The sequence below is a fragment of the Neobacillus drentensis genome (assembly GCF_021560175.1).
GTDB lineage: Bacteria > Bacillota > Bacilli > Bacillales > Cytobacillaceae > Neobacillus > Neobacillus drentensis_A.
The window spans coordinates 719,457-738,151 of record NZ_CP091110.1 but is presented as its reverse complement, the minus strand read 5'-3'; the positions used below and the strand labels follow the sequence as shown (position 1 = coordinate 738,151).

Below are 18,695 nucleotides of genomic sequence, written 5' to 3'. Positions count from 1 at the left end.
CTCGAAATGAGAAGACTATACTTTAATCATTCGTACCATTAATAATGTAGTTGTAAAGTTTATTTTCAATTGGATTTTCCATTACCAAGTTCATATGAACAACTGGTAACTTTTTTCCCTTACCATCTTCCATAATTGCTTGCTCGATATTATTTTTATCTGGGGTTGCTTTTCCTAAATAATAAAAATCAGTTCCTTCATCATTATCTTTCTTTACAAAAATATGAAGGTCAATCCCTCTTTCTTTGGATTCAATAATTGTTTTCACTTCTTTGGATTCTAGCGTTCTGTTACTTCTTGTTGACCACTTAAGGACTTCAGGGCTTAGGAATTCTTCTACATAATCTATACTAGATTCAACATCTTCGTTTTTGTGATAGGTCACAAAAATTGGACAAGTTCTGTGTTTTGTTTTATAGCCATAAACGGTAGAACTTTCATCATTAGTCCAATTCAAAAGCTTACATGCATCTTTTCTTGAATATTTCTGATAAAGGCTAAGAGGTTCCTCAGATTGGTATAACTTAGATTTTTCCTTGGCGCTTTTTACAACATCAGTTACTAGAAAGTTAAAATATGGATTATCCAATAAACTTTCTCGAACCAAATTATTAAATGTAAAGGTACCATCATCTTGTAAAAGAATAATTGGCTTATTTCCATACTTTTCTTTATAACTTTGTGTGAAAAACTCCAAGCTAAAAACGCGCAACACTGAGGAAAGGGTCTCCTCGTCAATTGGACAATTAAAATGAATTAATTTCTCTATAAAATCATCATATTTTACTGTTTCTTTTTTTAAAAGAAGGTCTAATAAAATAATCTCTTGTTTCCTTTTGCCATTTAAGATCTCCGTAGAAAGCATAGTCAGAATACTGTTTTGATACTTCGTCAATAACGGTACTTCTTCCTTTAGTTTCAATAAAAATTGATAATAGTTCGTGTACTTATCAACTATGACTTCAGGGTCAATGGAATGGTTCGTTACAAAATCATATAAATAAGGAATTCTGCCAATCCGATTCTTCAACTCAACGTATGCTTCTTTTAAAACTTTTAAAGCTGTTAAATTACTGTTGTTAATCGCTTTAAAAATCTGCTTTTTGGCAATTTCCTCAAAATTAATCGTAGATACTCCTTTAATATAGCTTGTATCCTTCATATAGCGACGAATATTATCCTTGTTCTGTGATTTGTCCCCGGATAGGGCAATAGGTATTAAATAGTTATTTTTATAGTTTCCGATAAAATCAATGATCGTAACGAAATCCTTAGTTGAATGTTTACGAAGTCCCCGACCAAGTTGTTGAATAAAAATGATACTGGATTGGGTTTGTCTTAGCATGACTACCTGATTAACACTAGGAATGTCGATTCCTTCATTAAAAATATCTACAGTAATGATATAATCTAATAGGCCCTCTTCGAGTTGCTTTACCCGACGTTCCCGTTCATCCTGATTGTGATCCCCGACTAAAGCAACTGTTCGTAGTCCTTTCTCATTGAAAGCATCAGCTAACTTCATTGCCTCATCTTTCCTACTACAGAACATTAACCCTTTTACTTTTTCTCCTGAAAAGCCATAGTAATGGATCTTTTCAAGAATATGATTTACGCGTTCCTCTGTAACAAGCTTAGCTAATACCGCTGTCTCATCAATTATCTCACCATTATATTCTAATTCTGTAACCCCAAAATAATGGAATGGACATAACATATCTTCTTCCAGGGCTTCTTGCAAACGAATTTCATAAGCAATGTTATACTCAAAAAGCTCAAAGATATTAAAATCATCTGTACGTTCTGGAGTAGCAGTCATTCCCATTAAAAAGTCTGGATTGAAATAATCAATAACCTTCTGATAGGATTGAGCACCAGCTTTATGTACTTCATCAATTAAAATATAGTCAAATTCCTTTGAATCAAACTGGGCCAAAGTTTCTTCCTTCGAAATGGATTGAATCGTGGCAAATAAATATTTTACATTTGTTTGTTTACTAGTACCTGACAGTATTCCAAAATCCGCATCTATTCCGCCAAGTATCTTTTTAAAATCTTCTTTAGCCTTTTGCAGTATTTGCTCTCTATGTACGATAAATAACATCCGTTTTGGGCTAAACCGCCTCACATCAAACGCAGACAAATATGTTTTACCAGTTCCTGTTGCAGAAATGATTAAACCCTTATTTGCTCCTGAATCACGAATCGCCTGGATTCCTTGCAATGCTGCTTCTTGCATTTTATTTGGCTTTATTTTCAGGGCCTCTTCGATAGAATTAATATTATATTGAGACGGTAACTCTATCACCTGGTCTAAAGCTTTCCTGTGAACAAGTGGTGTATACCTCTTCTCATACGTTTGAATCCATTCTTCGTTTAAAGGAAGGGCCTCGTTCCAAACCTCTTCAAATTGATTATTAAAATGATTAACAATTTCCCCGTTTTCATGCGAAGTTAATTTAACATTCCATTCGTAATTCACTTTTAATGCATGGGCTGTTAAATTGGAACTCCCCACAATTAAAGAATAATGTTTTCTTTGATTAAATATGTATCCTTTAGAATGGAACCCTTCTAAATCAGTCGTCCGAACTTCAACATTTTCAATTTTCATGAGTTCCTTAAAGACTATTGGCTGATTAAAATTCAGAAAAGTTGAAGTTAAAATACGACCTTTTACCCCTTTTCGTTTAAGGTCAAGAAAATGGGATTTAAGAGTTGCCAGGCCGCTCTCAGTAATAAATGCTACTGAAAAAATAAAGGATTCACAGCTATCTAGTTCATCAAGTAAGGTATTTAAAACATTTTCGCCCTTTTTTGCATTATTCACTAATAACTTCGGCTTATAAATTCCGGTTTTATTTGTGCTTTGGTCAATAAACCCCTTATGTAAAGAGACTTTTAGATTATCAATAAAATTACTCATTTAATCACCATTCATTACCAATTGATACTTCAATTGTAATGCTCACTTATAGTTAGTGCAACCTTATTGTACATGGAAAAATTCAATTACTATCCCGGTTTAATGGACTTTGTTTAAAGAATATTGGTAAGCGTAAAAACAATCCCCAACTGTCAAGCAAATGGGGATTATTTCACACTTACATTTAATAAGATTATTTAATAGAGCTTTAATTAAACAATCTATAATCGGATTAGATTTGATTTTTGTATGTCTACCTACCTCAATCTTTGAAAGGGGAATTGTGGGTGGTGACAGGAACTCATACAAATAAGAGGAAATGTCAGTGGTTCTTGTGAATGATTTCGAAATAGCTCCACTGACCAACATAATTTTTATAAAGCAAAATAGAATTCTTTAATTTTTATAGCCATTAACTTTCTTCTTAATTCTAGAAATTCTTCATACTGATTGAAATCCATGTTATAAATTTCATCAGGAATGCAGTTCTCTTTTAAGTTTTCTTGTAAAAGAGTATAATCATCAATTTCGCCTAATTTTATTATTTTGGTATTACATTGCTCTTTCATTTTTTTCATGTATTCTGCAGGGGACTGATCCTTTATCGCTATATTAATCTCCTGCTGGGTATATACATAATTAGCAATCTGATTGTACTGGCCACGATTATTAATGCCGTTTCTTTGCAAGTGTTTCTTAGGGAAAATATGATGAATATCGCCACGTTCCTCGATGAGATGCCTTACTTCCACCTCTTTTGAAAGAAACCCCTTATCACTGCTTTTTATTTGTGCCATAAGGAACAGGTTAAAATAAGGACTGCTTGCAACTGATGTATTTAATCGGGTAACTAAAATATTATTCCAAAACGCGTCAGATAGTTCTCCGTCCTCAACATTTTTAACATACTGTTCTACATCAACAGCACTTTTAAAACGTCGAACATCAAACTCAAACCAGGACTCTGGCGATCCAGAGTAACGGCCAGTTAATATTGAAAGTACTAACCATTTTCGAACTGTTTTAGTGATAATAGCCTGATCAACCTTTTTATCTCTCAGAAGTAAATATAAAATATAGCCAAAGTTTAATGTATTCTGTGACCGAATGAGGCTCTTATTAATAATCCCAGCCGATTTTACAATCATCAAATACCTTTTAAAATTGGTCTCATTTACAAATGCTAAAACTCCTTCTTCCAGGGTGGCAAATGCTTGCTCTGCAATTACTTCTTTATATTCACGGGTTTCAAAGTCCCTTCCTGAAAGTAAACTAACTAGGTTTGATAATCTACCACGAAGGAATTTTGATGTAAAAGCAACACGAAGTAAATCAGAATAATCAGGTATGTACAGAGATTCATGATGATCTTTAATCCACTTAATTTTGTCAAAATAATGCGTACTCGCGAACTGTGAATCATTAGTTTGTATTGTTGAAAAATCTGCCGGATTTTTTGCTAAATGACAAAAGTAATCAATGGTTTTTCTTATTAGTACCCCATTATAAATTTCATTTACAGCTATTTTAGACATCGCAAAGTCCGCTTGACTTAAAACAACTCCTTGAGAATTAATTCGGATAAATATCTCTGTCACTGTTTCAATATCAAGTTCATGGGATAACTCAATTATTCCAATGTTACTGAAGCGAATATTGACTAGTCTGTTGATAATCTGACCAATTTTATTTTGATCACTAATTTCATTAATCGAACAGTATTGATGTACGAATCCAAACATATCAAAACCATTTTTGAAAAAACTCGAAATGTCCCCTACCCACTCGGAATTTTTTTCGATAGCTGGATTGAAAACCTCAAATTTTTCTTCCTTTGGATTAAAGGATATTTTGATTCTCTTTTTCTTATAATCTGATCCCACCACCTCTTCACCAAGAAGAGCAGCGGTCATAGCTGTTATCCTTTGCTGACCATCGATTAATATTTTTTTACCATGGGAAGTGGTCCCGTCTTTTAGTTTTGTATCCGGATTCCTCCATGTGATTATATACCCAATAGGAAAACCTTGATAAAGAGAGTCCATCAAATCCCTTACTTTACTTGCATCCCATACAAATGGCCTTTGGATCTCTGGGATTGCAATTTCTCCCGCCTTAATCCATCCCATGATGGTATCAATGGAGTTATTGTTAACAACATATTTGCTCAAAACTAGCACCTGCCTAATTATATAATAGTAATTTTAGTATATACCACATTTAACCAAAACCTAGAATGAATAAGGCATTACATTATTTCTCTTATTTAACCTTTGGTCCCCCAGAGAACAAAATCCATTTTATTAATGGCTGTTATCTCTGCATTGGGGTACACCTTATTAAATACCCTACCGATTAGCTTTCCCACATCTTCCTCAAGATCGTTTTATATCCTTTTATTAATGTAAGTGCCTGTCACTCCCCGAATAAAGTCGAAGTATTCGACAAAACCACAGGTGGTGAAAGGAACTTATTTTAATTACTCATAAAATAATCTATAAGATTATAACAATGCAAATTTATGTATTTCCTAGGAACTTCTTATCGTATAATATAAAAACAATTAGATTTCTGTCATTTCCAGAGGGGATAACAACTGTATAGCCAATATTTTTAAAAGAATTCTTCATCTTTATAAATTACAAAACAACTCTGGGAAGACACCCTTTGAGGATTTTGTGATAGAGCTGTTAGCGGGGGATTTTGCAGATGGATCAACAGCTGCTCAACCGTTTTGTAAATGAGGTTTTATTAATTGATGGAGTAGATTACAGGATCGAATCCCAAGTTCTCCAAATAGTCATAAAAAAACAGCCAAGAAAAAATCTTGGCTGTTTTTTTTATGATATTTCTATTTCAACTCTTTCACAATCCACAGTAATCATGATTCCTTCAGCTGTAAGAGTGGTCTCACCTGAAGAAACATCTTGGACATTAAAAATATTACGCAATACTACCTTATATTGTCCGCTTAAACCTTCACTGTTTACTTTAATACGATTTCCCTCTTTTACAGCCGTCACCCTAGCTGCCTTTTCTCCTTGATGATTGTAAATATCTGCAGCAGCAGGCGTGCCTTCTTGTAATTCAAATAGATGAAGCGTTACATTTTCAGTATAATCATAGGAGGCTCTATTGGCCTCAGCTCCCATTACAATAATGGAGTTTTCGCGAGCCATTAAAGGCAAAGTCATATATCCATGCTCTTCTTGAATCCACTTTCCACCTTCTACTACCTGGTTCGTAATAAAATTGGTCCATTTTCCGGCAGGAAGATAATATTTTGCAAGACTCTGGTCATTAAGTATTGGTGCCACAAGCAAGCTGTCACCCAGCATATATTGCTGATCTAGATAATGACACGTTGTATCCTCCAGGAATTCCAACACCATCGGCCGCATCATAGGAATGCCTGATAGTGCCGACTCACATGCATTTCTATACAAGTATGGCATTAATTGAAGCTTCAGCTTCGTAAAATATCGTGACACTTCGACCGCTTCTTCACCATAGAGCCAAGGAACTTTGTATTCACCGCTTCCATGATAACGGCTGTGTGAAGAAAGAAGCCCAAATTGGGTCCAGCGCTTATAAAGATCCGGTGTAGCCCCTGCTTCAAAGCCGCTGATGTCATGACTCCAATAGGAGAACCCGGACAATGCGAAAGATAATCCGCCGCGTAGTGTTTCTGCCATGGAGTAATAATTGGACCAGCTATCACCGCCCCAATGAACCGGGAACTGCTGCCCGCCTACAGTGGCTGATCGTGCAAACACTACCGCTTCCTTTCTGCCAAACTTCCGTTCCAATAATTCAAAAACAGTCTTGTTGTAAAGATGTGTATAGTAATTATGCATCTTTTGCGGATTGGAATGGTCGAAGTACACGACATCTGTTGGGATTCTTTCACCAAAGTCTGTTTTAAAGCAATCTACTCCCATATCGAGCAATACTTCCAGCTTTTCCTGGAACCATCTACATGCATCCGGATTGGTGAAATCAACAAGGCCCATGCCTGCCTGCCACCTATCCCACTGCCAAACGCTACCATCAGAACGTTTTACTAAATAACCCTTTTCCATTCCTTCATCAAATAGCTCAGACTTTTGCGCAATATATGGATTGATCCAAACGCAGATTTTTAAGCCCCTGTTCTTTAATCTTCTTAAAATGCCTTCTGGATCTGGAAACATTCTGTCATCCCATTTAAAGTTAGACCACTCAAACTCCTTCATCCAGAAGCAGTCAAAATGGAAAACTTCTACTGGAATATCCCTTTGTTCCATGCCTTCAACAAAACTGGTAACCGTCTCTTCGTCATAATTGGTCGTAAATGAAGTACTCAGCCATAAACCAAACGACCATGCTGGCGGCAGACTTGGCCTTCCCGTAAGTTTCGTATAATTGGATAAAACCTCTTTTAATGTAGGTCCATTAATAATAAAGTATTCCAGGGATTCCCCTTCCACACTGAATTGGACTTTAGAGACTTTTTCTGAACCGACTTCAAAAGAAACCTTTTCCGGATGATTCACTAGTACCCCGTAGCCTTTGTTGCTTACATAAAAAGGTATGTTTTTGTAAGCTTGTTCACTGCCTGTTCCTCCATCTTCGTTCCATACATCGACTGTTTGACCATTTTTAACAAACGGTGTAAAGCGTTCACCCAATCCGTAGATTAATTCACCTACATCAAGAGAAAGCTGTTCGCGCATAAAAGGCTGATTTTCCTCTGTTAAAATATAAGCCATCGAACGCCCTTCAGATTGAGCTAATAATTCATTATTATGATGAAAGGATAACTTCCAATCTTCTTTGTTCACGCTTGCTTTTAGATTTCCGCTAACAAATGTTAGTACCTTCTCTTGGGTGTCAATAACAGTTTCCACATTTTCTTTATGGATTTCAAAATGAGGTCCAAGATTTAGAGTCCCCTTATGATGGTACGCTTTTACTTTAATCACATTGTTTATTGGGGAGGATAACTCTATTGTGATCATTCCTCCGTCTAAAGTATCACCACGATGATTAATTTTTCGGCAAGGAGCATAAATGGTCACTTTGTTATCTGTTAATCTAGTATCATTTACCTCAGCAGGGTGAAAGAATTGGTATCCCTCTTTATTTAACCAGCATCCATTACTGAATTTCATCTCTTGATCTCCACCTTTTATTGCAATCTATTTTTATAAAATAGTTTAGTAATCCTTACAGATTCTCAAGTATTAATACATCTTTCGGTGACAGGACAATTTCCTCACCATTTGCGTACTCTTTGTTATTAAGCAGATTGCGATAGGGTTGCTCTAATACCAATTTTTTAGGAAGGTCATTATGATTTAATATAAAGGTATATTGACTTTCTCCTTTTACCCTTCTTGAAACTTCTATTCCTTCACTTGCTGGCAAAATCGGTTTAATGCCTGCATCATGGCAGATAGTTTTAAGTAACTTGGATAAATATCTTTCTTCCGGATTAGAGCCGACATACCACGCTGCACCTTGTCCAAAGGTATTTTTCGTAACTACAGGAGTACCCGCATAAAAATCTTTTCCATAAGAAGCAATGGCTTCTGCCCCTTTCAAATGGATAATGTCAAATAATAAATTACAGCTATAGGACTGTTCCTGTTCGATAATTTCATTCCACTGATCAACTGGCAGAGCATCTGTTTCTTCCACCCAGATTCCTAACAACTCACTTAGTTTCCCTGGATAACCGCCCACCTGAACAAGGTCGTGTTCGTCTACATAGCCGCTAAAAAAAGTGGTCAGGAATGTACCGCCATTTTTCACAAACTTCTCTAACTTTTGGTCCACGCCTTCTTTCACCATGTAAAGAGCCGGGGCAATGATAAGTTTATATTGATCAAAGTCATCATTCACGCTGATTAAATCGACATTGTAATTTTCGTTAAACAATGCCTGGTAATAGTGGTGAATTTGTGATTGATACTTTAAATCAGCACTCGGCCCTGCAGAATATTCAATCGCCCACCAATTATTCCAATCAAATAGAATGGCAATATCTGATTTGACCCTGCTTCCAAGGAGTTTATCTCCTAATAGCTCCAGTTCCTGTCCCAATTCGGCACACTCTCGGAATACCCTGGTATTTTCATGACCTGCATGATCGATAACAGCGCCGTGGTATTTTTCACATGCACCAATGGAACGTCGCATCTGGAAAAACATGACCGTATCCGCACCATGGGCAACCGCCTGGTAGCTCCAAAGCCTTATCACACCTGGCCGTTTTAAGGCATTATATGGAAGCCAGTTGGTTACACTTGGTGTTTGCTCCATTAGCGCAAAAGGCATCCCTTGCTTTAATCCGCGCATTAAATCATGGCTCATCGCTGTTCTGCTATATGGATCATCATTGGATGGATAGTTATCCCATGAGATAAAATCAAGATAAGGAGCCCATTTTTGATAATCCAGCGGTTTATAGAGGCCCATAAGATTGGTCGTGATCGGGATATGTGGTGTTATTTCTTTTATTACCTTGTATTCGTCTTTATAGCATTCTAGTAAGCTATCAGAATTAAATCTTGCATAGTCTAATGAAATTCCTTGGAAGGTCGTCCGATTATAGCCAAAATGTTCGCTCAAGCTATTGGGAGGGACAATCTCATCCCAATCATAAAAGGTATGTCCCCAAAAGCTTGTATTCCAGGCTTTATTGACATTGTCGATTGTTTTATATTTTTCTTTCAGCCAGCCCCGAAAGGCATTGCCGCAATTGTCACAATAGCACTCTCCGCCATACTCATTAGAAATATGCCAAGCCACAATATGATCGAAATCCTTATAGCGCTTGGCAAGTTCTCCAGCTAGCTTTACAGAGTACTTTTTATAGGTTGGACTATTCGGACAGGAGTTGTGTCTCATGCCAAATTTTCGCTTTCTCCCCTCAAAATCAACCCGCAATATATCCGGATAACGTTTCGCCATCCATGCCGGATGTGCAGCGGTCGAGGTTGCCAAACAAACTTTAAAATGGTTTTTCTTTAACATCTCCATTATTTTGTCAAGTTCAGAAAAGTCATATTCTTCTTCACTAGGCTGTAATTTGGCCCAGCTAAACACATTGATTGTCACGGTATCAATATGTGCTTTTGGAAGAAGGTGCATATCCTCCTGCCACACCTCCTCTGGCCACTGTTCCGGGTTGTAATCTCCACCGTATAAAATTTTATGTACCTTGGGAGATTCTATCATATTGGTCATCACCTCATTTAAATGGTCAATAACAGATCAGCTGCTTCTTTCGGCTTTAATTCAATGCAAATGGAGTCTAATGAACTTACTACTTTACAGTTCCGGTCATGTGTAATCTTGAGATTGGGAAATATCGGAGATTGAATCGTAACTTGCTGCTTAATAGCCGATTCAATTTCTAACATAATTTCTCTCTTCTCCGTATCCCACTTTAGCTCTTTTACCAGCAATTGCTTTGGCAATAGAAGCCCCTTGAGTGTTCCTTTCGAAAACTGTTCCGGTAATGCTCCCAAAAGGGTAATTTGACTATCATTATTACTATAAATAAGCATTTCATTGATAATTTGCGGGATTGCCCCATTTCCATCTACATTAAAGACATTTTGGTTGTTGTAATGGGAAGTAACCATCGTCGGATACATCGAATCATTGACAACCATCATTTGCAAAATCTCATAGACTAATTGGCTCATCCCGAATTTGGTTGCACATAGGGCGGCATGCATCCTGCCATGTGTAGAGGATGTATCACCCTCTTTGTTCCTGAGCCAGGCTTCCAATCGTTTTTCCAAAGCCATTTTAGAAGCGTTCCATAACACAGGATTGCTGCTGCTGGAAAATTCATTACTTTGAAAAATCGGATATAGATGGGAAAAATGCCGATGATTATAATTTTCTTCTTTACCAGGAGTCGACCATTCTTGAATTGCTCCTTCTTTATTAACTAAGTAAGGAGGCAGTTTGGACAGCATCGTTTCCCATTTGCTTATTTCATCAGATTCCAACCCCAGCTCCTTATGAGCTGAAATCAAATTGGTCAAAACTTCTTTTGCAACCGCTATATCCTGAGTGGCATTATCGCCGCAGCCATTTTCCGCTGAATAAGAAGGTGTAAATCGGTAAGTACCATTGGAATCTTCAATTAAGAAATCTTCGTAGAATAAGGCACATTCTCTTAAATAAGGAATGGTTTCTTCCAAAAGAAACTTTTTATCCCCGGTATATTGATAATATTGATAAAACCAGTGACCAAGCCAGCCTGCTCCGCATGTCCATAAAATGAGCGGCCATTCTTCGTTCCAATGAAAGTGCCTTCCTGTGGTGCTCGAATGGCAGGAGGCCATGATTCCCCTGCATCCGTAATAGCTGGCGGCATTCTCGCGAAATCCCGGCAAGAATTCTTTTACCATTCGAATGAAGCCGTGCAGGCCTTCCATCATATTACATGAAAGGGCGGATGCGATTGATAACTGGACATTGGTATCAAACGTATAATCACCGCTCCAAGCTGGATGAAAATCCCCAGACCATATCCCTTGCAAGTTGGGAGATAGTTCACAAGAACTGCAAATGAAAACATAACGTCCTGCATCGTACATTTTTTCAAGCAATGCCAGTGGAATCGTATTCGTTTCCTTTGCTTCCTGTACTAAATCTTCTATGGATCGCATTCGATCTTGATCGTCTGCCAGATTTAGCGATACGCGATTAAAGATTTCGGTATGGATGGCCTTATGCTTGATTAATAATCCTTTGTAAGAGTCATCAATAGTATTTAAATCGTTTCTGAGTGTTTCACTGCTAAATTCTGCTTCCCCCTGAAAAGGAACGATTTTCATTAATAATGTTAAACTGTCCGCATTTTCTACTTGAATGTTTCCGTCTGCCACTTTTACCTTTCCATTTGGGGCAAGGATCCGAATACCTGCCCTATAGCCTTTTCCATCGCCTTTAAGATAGAGATTATTTAAAAAGATAAAATTCTTCTGTATATCCCGATGATGGTCAATCAGCGGCTGCCCGTAATCCTCCACTTCAAGCAGGCAGGACACACGATTCTCACCGTTTGTAACCGTGTGGACAATCACATTATCATAACGCGAGACAAATGTTTTTCGCTCGTGATGAATATTCTGTTCATCAACAAAGCTGACAACGATTTCACCCGTTTCAAAATTCTCCATTCTATAGTAATCACGAATCACTTTTAATGGTGAGTGGATATGCAATTGAAAGCCCGGATGAGACGGGTCGCTCATTTGCAGGCCGCGATAGCCTAAATCAATACTTTTTTCATAAAAAAATTTAATCGCCTTTTGATACCCTTCCTTTTGAATGATCTTTCTTACCGTTGGCAGATAAGGTGCCATATGGGGCAAGGTATCATTGTTACCCTGTGGAAGGTATAATCGGCAATGCGTGCCAATAATTGTTTCATCGGAGGGATCGCCAAAGACCATAACTCCTTGGCGGCCATTTCCACTTACCATTGCATTTTCCCAAGTTTTTGCATATGAACGATTTATAGCACCTCTTAATGGAACATTTTGAGCAATATTTATCATAGAATCTCCTTAAACCATTTTTAGACTATTTAAAGAAATAGGGCCTTCAAATTTTACATAGACATCATGAATCCCTTTTACCTCTTCAAGTTGTGCTTCAACATCCAACCATTCAAATGGATAGTGAGAATCAACTCTGAGATTGGCAAGGCTCTTACCGTTTACCTCATCTAATACAACAGAAATTGTTCCAGCGCCGCCCTCGGTTGCTGCATGTATCTCAAGCTGCCGGCTGCCTGCCCCTAAATCAACATTTTTAAAGCAAATCCAACCATTTGCTTTATTAGTGACACAGTTCCAGTTGTGATCCCCTTTATTGAGGAACACATTTTCATAGTCATCATAGTTTTCCGCTTTTGTTACCTGAGTTAAATTTCTTGGCGGTACTGTTTCACCATTAATTCTGATTTCAGTGCTTAAACGAATATCCTGGCTGGAGCTTCCAACAGACAGTATGCATTGGCCATTTTCTAAACAATAGCTTTCCTGGCTCACATCCCAAAAAGATAGCTGTTCTGGTTTCACGGTTAAGGAAAGCTTTCTTGTTTCTCCAGGTTTTAGCTTGATTTTTTCAAAATCAACTAATTGTTTCAATGGACGTTTTACTGAAGAGTCTTTTATCGTCGCATATAACTGAACGACCTCACTAGCTTCTATATCACTGTAATTTTCAATCTTAAATGATAAGGTGATCGAGTTTACTTGGGATAATGTATCAGTATCTGCTTCCAAACCTGAATAGTTAAATTGTACATAGCTTAAACCATGTCCAAACGGGTAAAGCACTTCCCCCTCTGTATACAGGTAAGTTCGATTGCCTTTAATGATGTCATAATCAAAGATGGATGGAAGCTGCGAAACATCCTTATACCAAGTCATACTTAATCTTCCAGATGGTGCCTCGTCTCCGAAAAGAATAGCGGCAATACCATCACCAAGCCTTTGTGAACCATGTGAGGTGTATAGAATGGCAGGGATATGATCATTTGCCCAGTTAACGGCAAATGGATAGCTTCCGACGATGACAACAATCGTATTTGGATTCGCTTTAAACACCTCCTGAATCAGCTTTTCTTGGTGTTCTGGCAATACGATATCCGGACGGTCTTCTGTTTCACGGCCATTAAGCATCGGATGATTTCCAACAACAACAACCGCTGCATCCGATTGCCGTGCGGCTTCCACTGCCCGATCAATTCCAGATGAAATGACTACTTTTTCAAACTCCTCGGCTTTTGAAGAAGCAATCAGTTCTTTTGTTTCAGAAACGGCTAATGGTTCACCTTCCCATGCTGATAAATGGTAGTGGGTACCTTGATTGAATGGGGTGAAAGAGACTTTCTCGCGAATAAACCAATCAAATACTTCCTTTTTATCAGCTGAAAAATAAGCCCCCTTTTCCGCTTTTCTGATATACTTTTGCTGGGCCACACTTTTTAGGACATTACTGCCCCAGCCCCATTCTTCTAATTCAAAGACTTCATTTTGCCCAATAGTAGAACTGCTTGCGACTACTCTATTTTCATCATTTACAGATAAATAAGCATTTTCTTTAATAGACTTTAAGGCGATTTCGTCATTTCCTTTTACAAATACAACCTCTTTATCTTTTAATCTATTGATAATACCTTGTAATGGGGTCACCAGTTGCTGTGCATAGCCTGTATACCAATCCTTGTAAACCTCATCTGCATTCGGTCCAATAACAGCAATTTTATGAATCTTCTTTTCATCGAGAGGTAAAACATGGTCATTTTTTAACAACACGATGGATTCTTTTGTCGCTTCGAATGCAAGATCATCGTGTTCTTCACTGCACATTTTTTCAACCGGGATTTCATGATAAGGATTGAGTGACACATCCTGGTCAAAATGGCCAAGGCGAAATCTTACTCTCAATATATTTCTGATTGCTGCCGTAATATCCTGTTCTGATATCCAATTGTTTTCCAATGCTTCGTAAGCAGACTTTTCCACCAGCTCCTTGTCATCTACAAAACAATCAATTCCCTTTTTCAACGCATCCGCTAGTGCTTCGGCAGGTGTATCATAATAATGGTATTCTGTTACGTTAAGTGTAAGTGCCCCGCCATCACTGACAACATACCCATCCATACCCCATTCATCTTTCAGGACATTCCTAATTTCATGAATCTGCATACACGGAATGCCGTTCACTCCGTTATAAGCCGTCATTAATGATAGAGCGTGGCCTTCTTTGAATGCCGGCTCAAATGCCTTCAAATAATACTCGTTACGATTTCTAGGATCGATACTATTTGAAATATGTCCACGACCATACTCATTGTTATTTCCGTAAAAGTGTTTCGGTGCTGCTGCCATTTTTACGTAAAAAGGGTGATCCCCCTGCATACCGCGAATTAATTCCGTTGAAAGTTTCCCGGTTAGGTACGGATCTTCACCGTAAGCTTCCTCTGTCCTTCCCCAGCGTGGATCCCTTTCCATATCAATGGTAGGTGCCCATAAAGTTAAACCGTGCTTTCGATCATTGAGCTGGTAAAAAACACGGGCTTCATCCCCAATAGCATCCCCGATTCTTCTCAGCAATTCTTTATTCCAGGTACTAGACAAACCAATGGGCTGGGGGAAGACTGTTGTTTTCCCGCCCGAGCGGTCCACTACTCCGTGCGCCGCTTCACCGCCTATATGATATTCTTCAATTCCAAGGCGGGGGATGGCACTTCCTGAAGTGGATAGCAAGCTGATTTTCTCATCTAAAGTCAGCTCTTCTATTAGATTATTTATTCGATCCTCAAAAGGCTGGGTCTCATCTCTAAAAAGCAACGTTTTATTCATCCATCTTCACTTCTTTCATTTATAATGTGTTTAATTTTTGAAGTTTCATAGCCTTAACCTGGACTTTTTCGAAAGCTTTATTGGCAGACCACATGACAATATAGCTTAGGATACTGCCGCCAAAAAATAGAAAGACACCAGGAAGATAACGCAAAAGGATATAAGAGAACCATACCCCGGAAACCATGATGGTCGTATAAGGAAATTGTGACAGGCCCATCATGATGGAATACCTTATATAAGCAAGTGGATTTAATTTAAAATGTACGTAGGTTGGGAAAAAGTACATAAAGGAAATGAAAAATAACAACGCAACGATCAGCAGCAAAATAACCATCACCGTATTAAGATTACCTGGTGATTGAACTAAAAATCTTTCATCAATATATAAAATATAGCCTCCAAGTAAATAGACAAGTCCCACTTTATTCGACTTAACAAACTCGGACTTGTATACTTTTAAGAATGTTGACCAAATCGGTAAATCTGAATCTCCTCTAATCCAGGCCCGTATGATAGTAAATAAAGAAATAGTCGCCGGTACAAATCCAAAAATGATGAGGCCAGTCAATGTGAACAACATCCACAATAAATTTAGATAACCGAATTTCATAATCCAATCGCAGTACTTATATAAATTCCCGTTTAGCTTCATCTCTTTTTCCCACCCTTCTGGTTCAAATTTTTGCTTTTTTAGGAAAAAAGGACCTTATTGTGACTTTCAGGCCCTTTTTCCAATTAAGATTTAAATTATTTGCTGCTCCATAAATCAACACGAGCTTTAACTAGTTTTGTATATTCATCTTCCATCTTCTTCACGCCGATTTGGTCAAGAGCTTTCAAATAAGCATCCCATTCCTTGTCAAAATCAGCAGGTTTTGCAAGAATTGCTTTTGAAATATACGCTTTTGCAGTGTCTTCAGCTTTTTGGAAAATTGCTCCATATTCAGTATTGCTAGATGCATTTATGCTCCAAGCTGCGCCCCATGCTTTAACAGGGAACTCGTCTTTATCTGGGAATAAATCCTTCCAAGTTGTAGCCTTATAATGCGCTAATACATCCTTTGTAGAAGCAGAATAGTTTTGCACAACGTTCTCTGGGAAATTCGTCGTATAGTAATTTTCAGTCGAATCTTTCATACCATCACCGAATCTCATAGACATGTTATACATGCCAACACCGGTTTTCTTTGTAAACTCAGCATTGTTCTTTGTCTTTTCTGTTTGAACATCTGCGGGGATCACACGTTTTCCATTTTCAACTTTATATTCTTTGCCTTCAATACCCCAGTTATTCAGGATTTGTCCTTCATCTGACGCTAAGAAATCTAGGAACCTTATCGCACGAACAGGGTCCTTACAGCTTGTTGTGATACCAACTCCCCAACCGCCGGAGAAACCAATATCTTGGAAATCAGCACGTTTATACTGGTCATTTAATACAACTGGATAGTGACCATATGTTAGATCATCTTTGCCTGCACCTTTTAAGCTGTTTTCAGCACTGCTATAATCCCATGATTGGTCAGCTAACCCAACAATGCGTCCAGTAGCAATTTTTGCCTGGTATTGGTCATAGGTTTGTACAAAACTTTGTGGATCTAGCAAACCAATATCATTCATGTGATTCAACCATTTGAAGTATTCTTTTTCTTCCGGAAGTCTTGAATGGAAAGTGGCTTTATAGGTTTTTGGATCAATATAATATTCACCATCATCCGGTTTTCCAGTCGTACCAAAGGCTGGATTGGTTACGGTAATAAGGAAATGCCAGTCACTGCCAATCAAAGACATACCAATTGTTGGTTTTCCATCGACTGTTGGATGCTTTTTCACATAGGAAGAGATAACGTTTTCATAATCCTGCAGCGTCTTGATTTCTGGATAACCAGCTTCCTTGACAGCTGCATGTTGAAGCTCCATACCGCCGCCGGAATCAAAATAGGTTTGTCCAACTGAATCATAAGTTGGAATGAAATAAACTTTTGGATCCTCATTGCTGTACTTTAAACGTCCCCAGTTGTCACCAATCATTTTTTTGAGATTTGGAGCATATTTTTCGATTAATGGTTTTAGATCAACCATTGCACCTGCATCCACCATTTTGGCAGCAGATCCTTTGGGGCTAATGATATCAGGATACTCACCGCTCGCTGCGATTAAGCCAACCTTGTCATCATTTCCCACTTGGAAAGATGCTTTTAATGTAACACCGGTTTTTTTCGTAATTTCCTTCCCTACCTCGTCCTTCATGTTGTTCCAGGTTGGGTTAGGGTCTGCACTAAAATAAGATAGTGTAATTGGACCAGTACTTGTTTTTTCTTTTTGGGCACTGGAGCTTGTATCGCTGCTACAGGCAGTGGTGCCAAGTAACAGCATGGCGGCCGCAGCTAAACCTAAAACTTTTCCTTTGACTTTCATACTTGAACCTCCCTTTTTTATAAAACGATTTCAAAAAACTGGCCTTCATCAATCCTTTACAGCACCAAGTATCATTCCTTGCATAAAATACTTTTGCAAAAATGGATAAATAAGTAATACTGGTACCGTAACAAAAATTGTAACTGCCATCTTTATTGATTCCGGTGTTACCATATTGGCTAGTTTTTCTGCAGTTTGCGCGTTCACATTCGTGGTGGAGTTCGTGTTTTGCATAATTTTCACTAACTCAAATTGCAAGGTGGTTAAATTGGGATTCATGGAGTTATAAAGGTACGTATCGAACCACGAATTCCATTGGCCTACAGCGATAAAAAGAGCAATCGTTGCAAGAACTGGTTTACAAAGCGGCAAGATGACCCGCCAATAAATGACAAAATCATTTGCACCATCAAGCTTTGCAGATTCTTGCAGTGAAATTGGCAATCCATCAATAAATGAGCGAATGATGAAAATGTTAAAGACGCTCACCATTCCAGGTATGATATACACTAAAAATGTATTCATCAAATGAAGATCACGAATGAGCATATAACCTGGTACAAGTCCGCCAGAGAAATAGAGAGTCATTGCCAAAAAGGTAGAAATGAATTTTCTGGCTCGATAATCTTTTCTGCTTAGTGTATAGGCGATCATGGAGTCACAAAAGACTCCCAAAGCCGTCCCAAGCACTGTTCTTAAAACGGAATTCTTTAATCCGATTAACAATGTATCGTATTCTAATATCTTTTTATAATTATCTAGAGTAAAAGCACGAGGCCAAATCGTAATGCCGCCTTTAACAGTGTCCTGTGATTGATTAAACGAGATCGCCAGAACGTTTAAAAACGGGTATAGCATAACAACAACTACAATAATCATGAAAATAATATTACATGTATCAAAGATTCGATCAGAGGTACTCGTAGGTAAGGAGTTTCTCTTCTTCGCCACGGTAATCCCCC

At 38.0% G+C, this 18,695-nt stretch carries 9 protein-coding genes; all 9 read right to left on the bottom strand.

Annotation, left to right across the window (positions count from 1 at the left end):
• Positions 1-22 precede the first annotated feature (22 nt).
• Positions 23-2,926 carry a DEAD/DEAH box helicase gene (locus L1999_RS03480; RefSeq protein ID WP_235742249.1) on the bottom strand — a complete coding sequence of 968 codons (2,904 nt, stop codon included), beginning with the start codon at positions 2,924-2,926 and terminating at the stop codon, positions 23-25.
• Positions 2,927-3,300: 374 nt separating this feature from the next.
• A complete protein-coding gene (locus L1999_RS03475; RefSeq protein WP_235742248.1) occupies positions 3,301-5,097 on the bottom strand; it encodes a DUF262 domain-containing protein in 1,797 nt (598 codons plus the stop codon).
• A gap of 669 nt (positions 5,098-5,766) precedes the next feature.
• Positions 5,767-8,079 (bottom strand): alpha-xylosidase, encoded by a 2,313-nt coding sequence (yicI, locus tag L1999_RS03470; protein ID WP_235742247.1) that lies wholly within the window; start codon positions 8,077-8,079, stop codon positions 5,767-5,769.
• Positions 8,080-8,134: 55 nt separating this feature from the next.
• Positions 8,135-10,147, bottom strand: a complete 2,013-nt coding sequence (locus L1999_RS03465) for a beta-galactosidase (RefSeq protein WP_430540023.1) — start codon at positions 10,145-10,147, stop codon at positions 8,135-8,137.
• A 20-nt stretch (positions 10,148-10,167) separates the two neighbouring features.
• Positions 10,168-12,495 (bottom strand): glycosyl hydrolase family 95 catalytic domain-containing protein, encoded by a 2,328-nt coding sequence (locus L1999_RS03460; RefSeq protein ID WP_235742244.1) that lies wholly within the window; start codon positions 12,493-12,495, stop codon positions 10,168-10,170.
• Between the two features lie 9 nt (positions 12,496-12,504).
• Positions 12,505-15,312: a glycoside hydrolase family 3 C-terminal domain-containing protein gene (locus tag L1999_RS03455; protein WP_235742242.1), complete on the bottom strand. Its 2,808-nt coding sequence runs from the start codon at positions 15,310-15,312 to the stop codon at positions 12,505-12,507.
• A gap of 19 nt (positions 15,313-15,331) precedes the next feature.
• The gene (locus L1999_RS03450) at positions 15,332-15,967 is read right to left on the bottom strand and encodes a YesL family protein (RefSeq protein ID WP_235742241.1); all 636 of its coding nucleotides are present in this window, start codon (positions 15,965-15,967) and stop codon (positions 15,332-15,334) included.
• Positions 15,968-16,062: 95 nt separating this feature from the next.
• Complete coding sequence (locus L1999_RS03445) at positions 16,063-17,733, bottom strand: ABC transporter substrate-binding protein (protein ID WP_235742240.1); 1,671 nt, start codon at positions 17,731-17,733, stop codon at positions 16,063-16,065.
• 48 nt (positions 17,734-17,781) lie between these two features.
• Positions 17,782-18,684: a carbohydrate ABC transporter permease gene (locus tag L1999_RS03440; RefSeq protein WP_235742238.1), complete on the bottom strand. Its 903-nt coding sequence runs from the start codon at positions 18,682-18,684 to the stop codon at positions 17,782-17,784.
• Positions 18,685-18,695 lie beyond the last annotated feature (11 nt).

What these genes read in the sequence shown, in the direction of transcription:
- L1999_RS03455 (WP_235742242.1), bottom strand. Translation starts at nt 15,312, where the DNA reads ATGAATAAAACGTTGCTTTTTAGAGATGAGACCCAGCCTTTTGAGGAT.
- L1999_RS03480 (WP_235742249.1), bottom strand. Translation starts at nt 2,926, where the DNA reads ATGAGTAATTTTATTGATAATCTAAAAGTCTCTTTACATAAGGGGTTT.
- yicI (WP_235742247.1), bottom strand. Translation starts at nt 8,079, where the DNA reads ATGAAATTCAGTAATGGATGCTGGTTAAATAAAGAGGGATACCAATTC.
- L1999_RS03450 (WP_235742241.1), bottom strand. Translation starts at nt 15,967, where the DNA reads ATGAAGCTAAACGGGAATTTATATAAGTACTGCGATTGGATTATGAAA.
- L1999_RS03460 (WP_235742244.1), bottom strand. Translation starts at nt 12,495, where the DNA reads ATGATAAATATTGCTCAAAATGTTCCATTAAGAGGTGCTATAAATCGT.
- L1999_RS03445 (WP_235742240.1), bottom strand. Translation starts at nt 17,733, where the DNA reads ATGAAAGTCAAAGGAAAAGTTTTAGGTTTAGCTGCGGCCGCCATGCTG.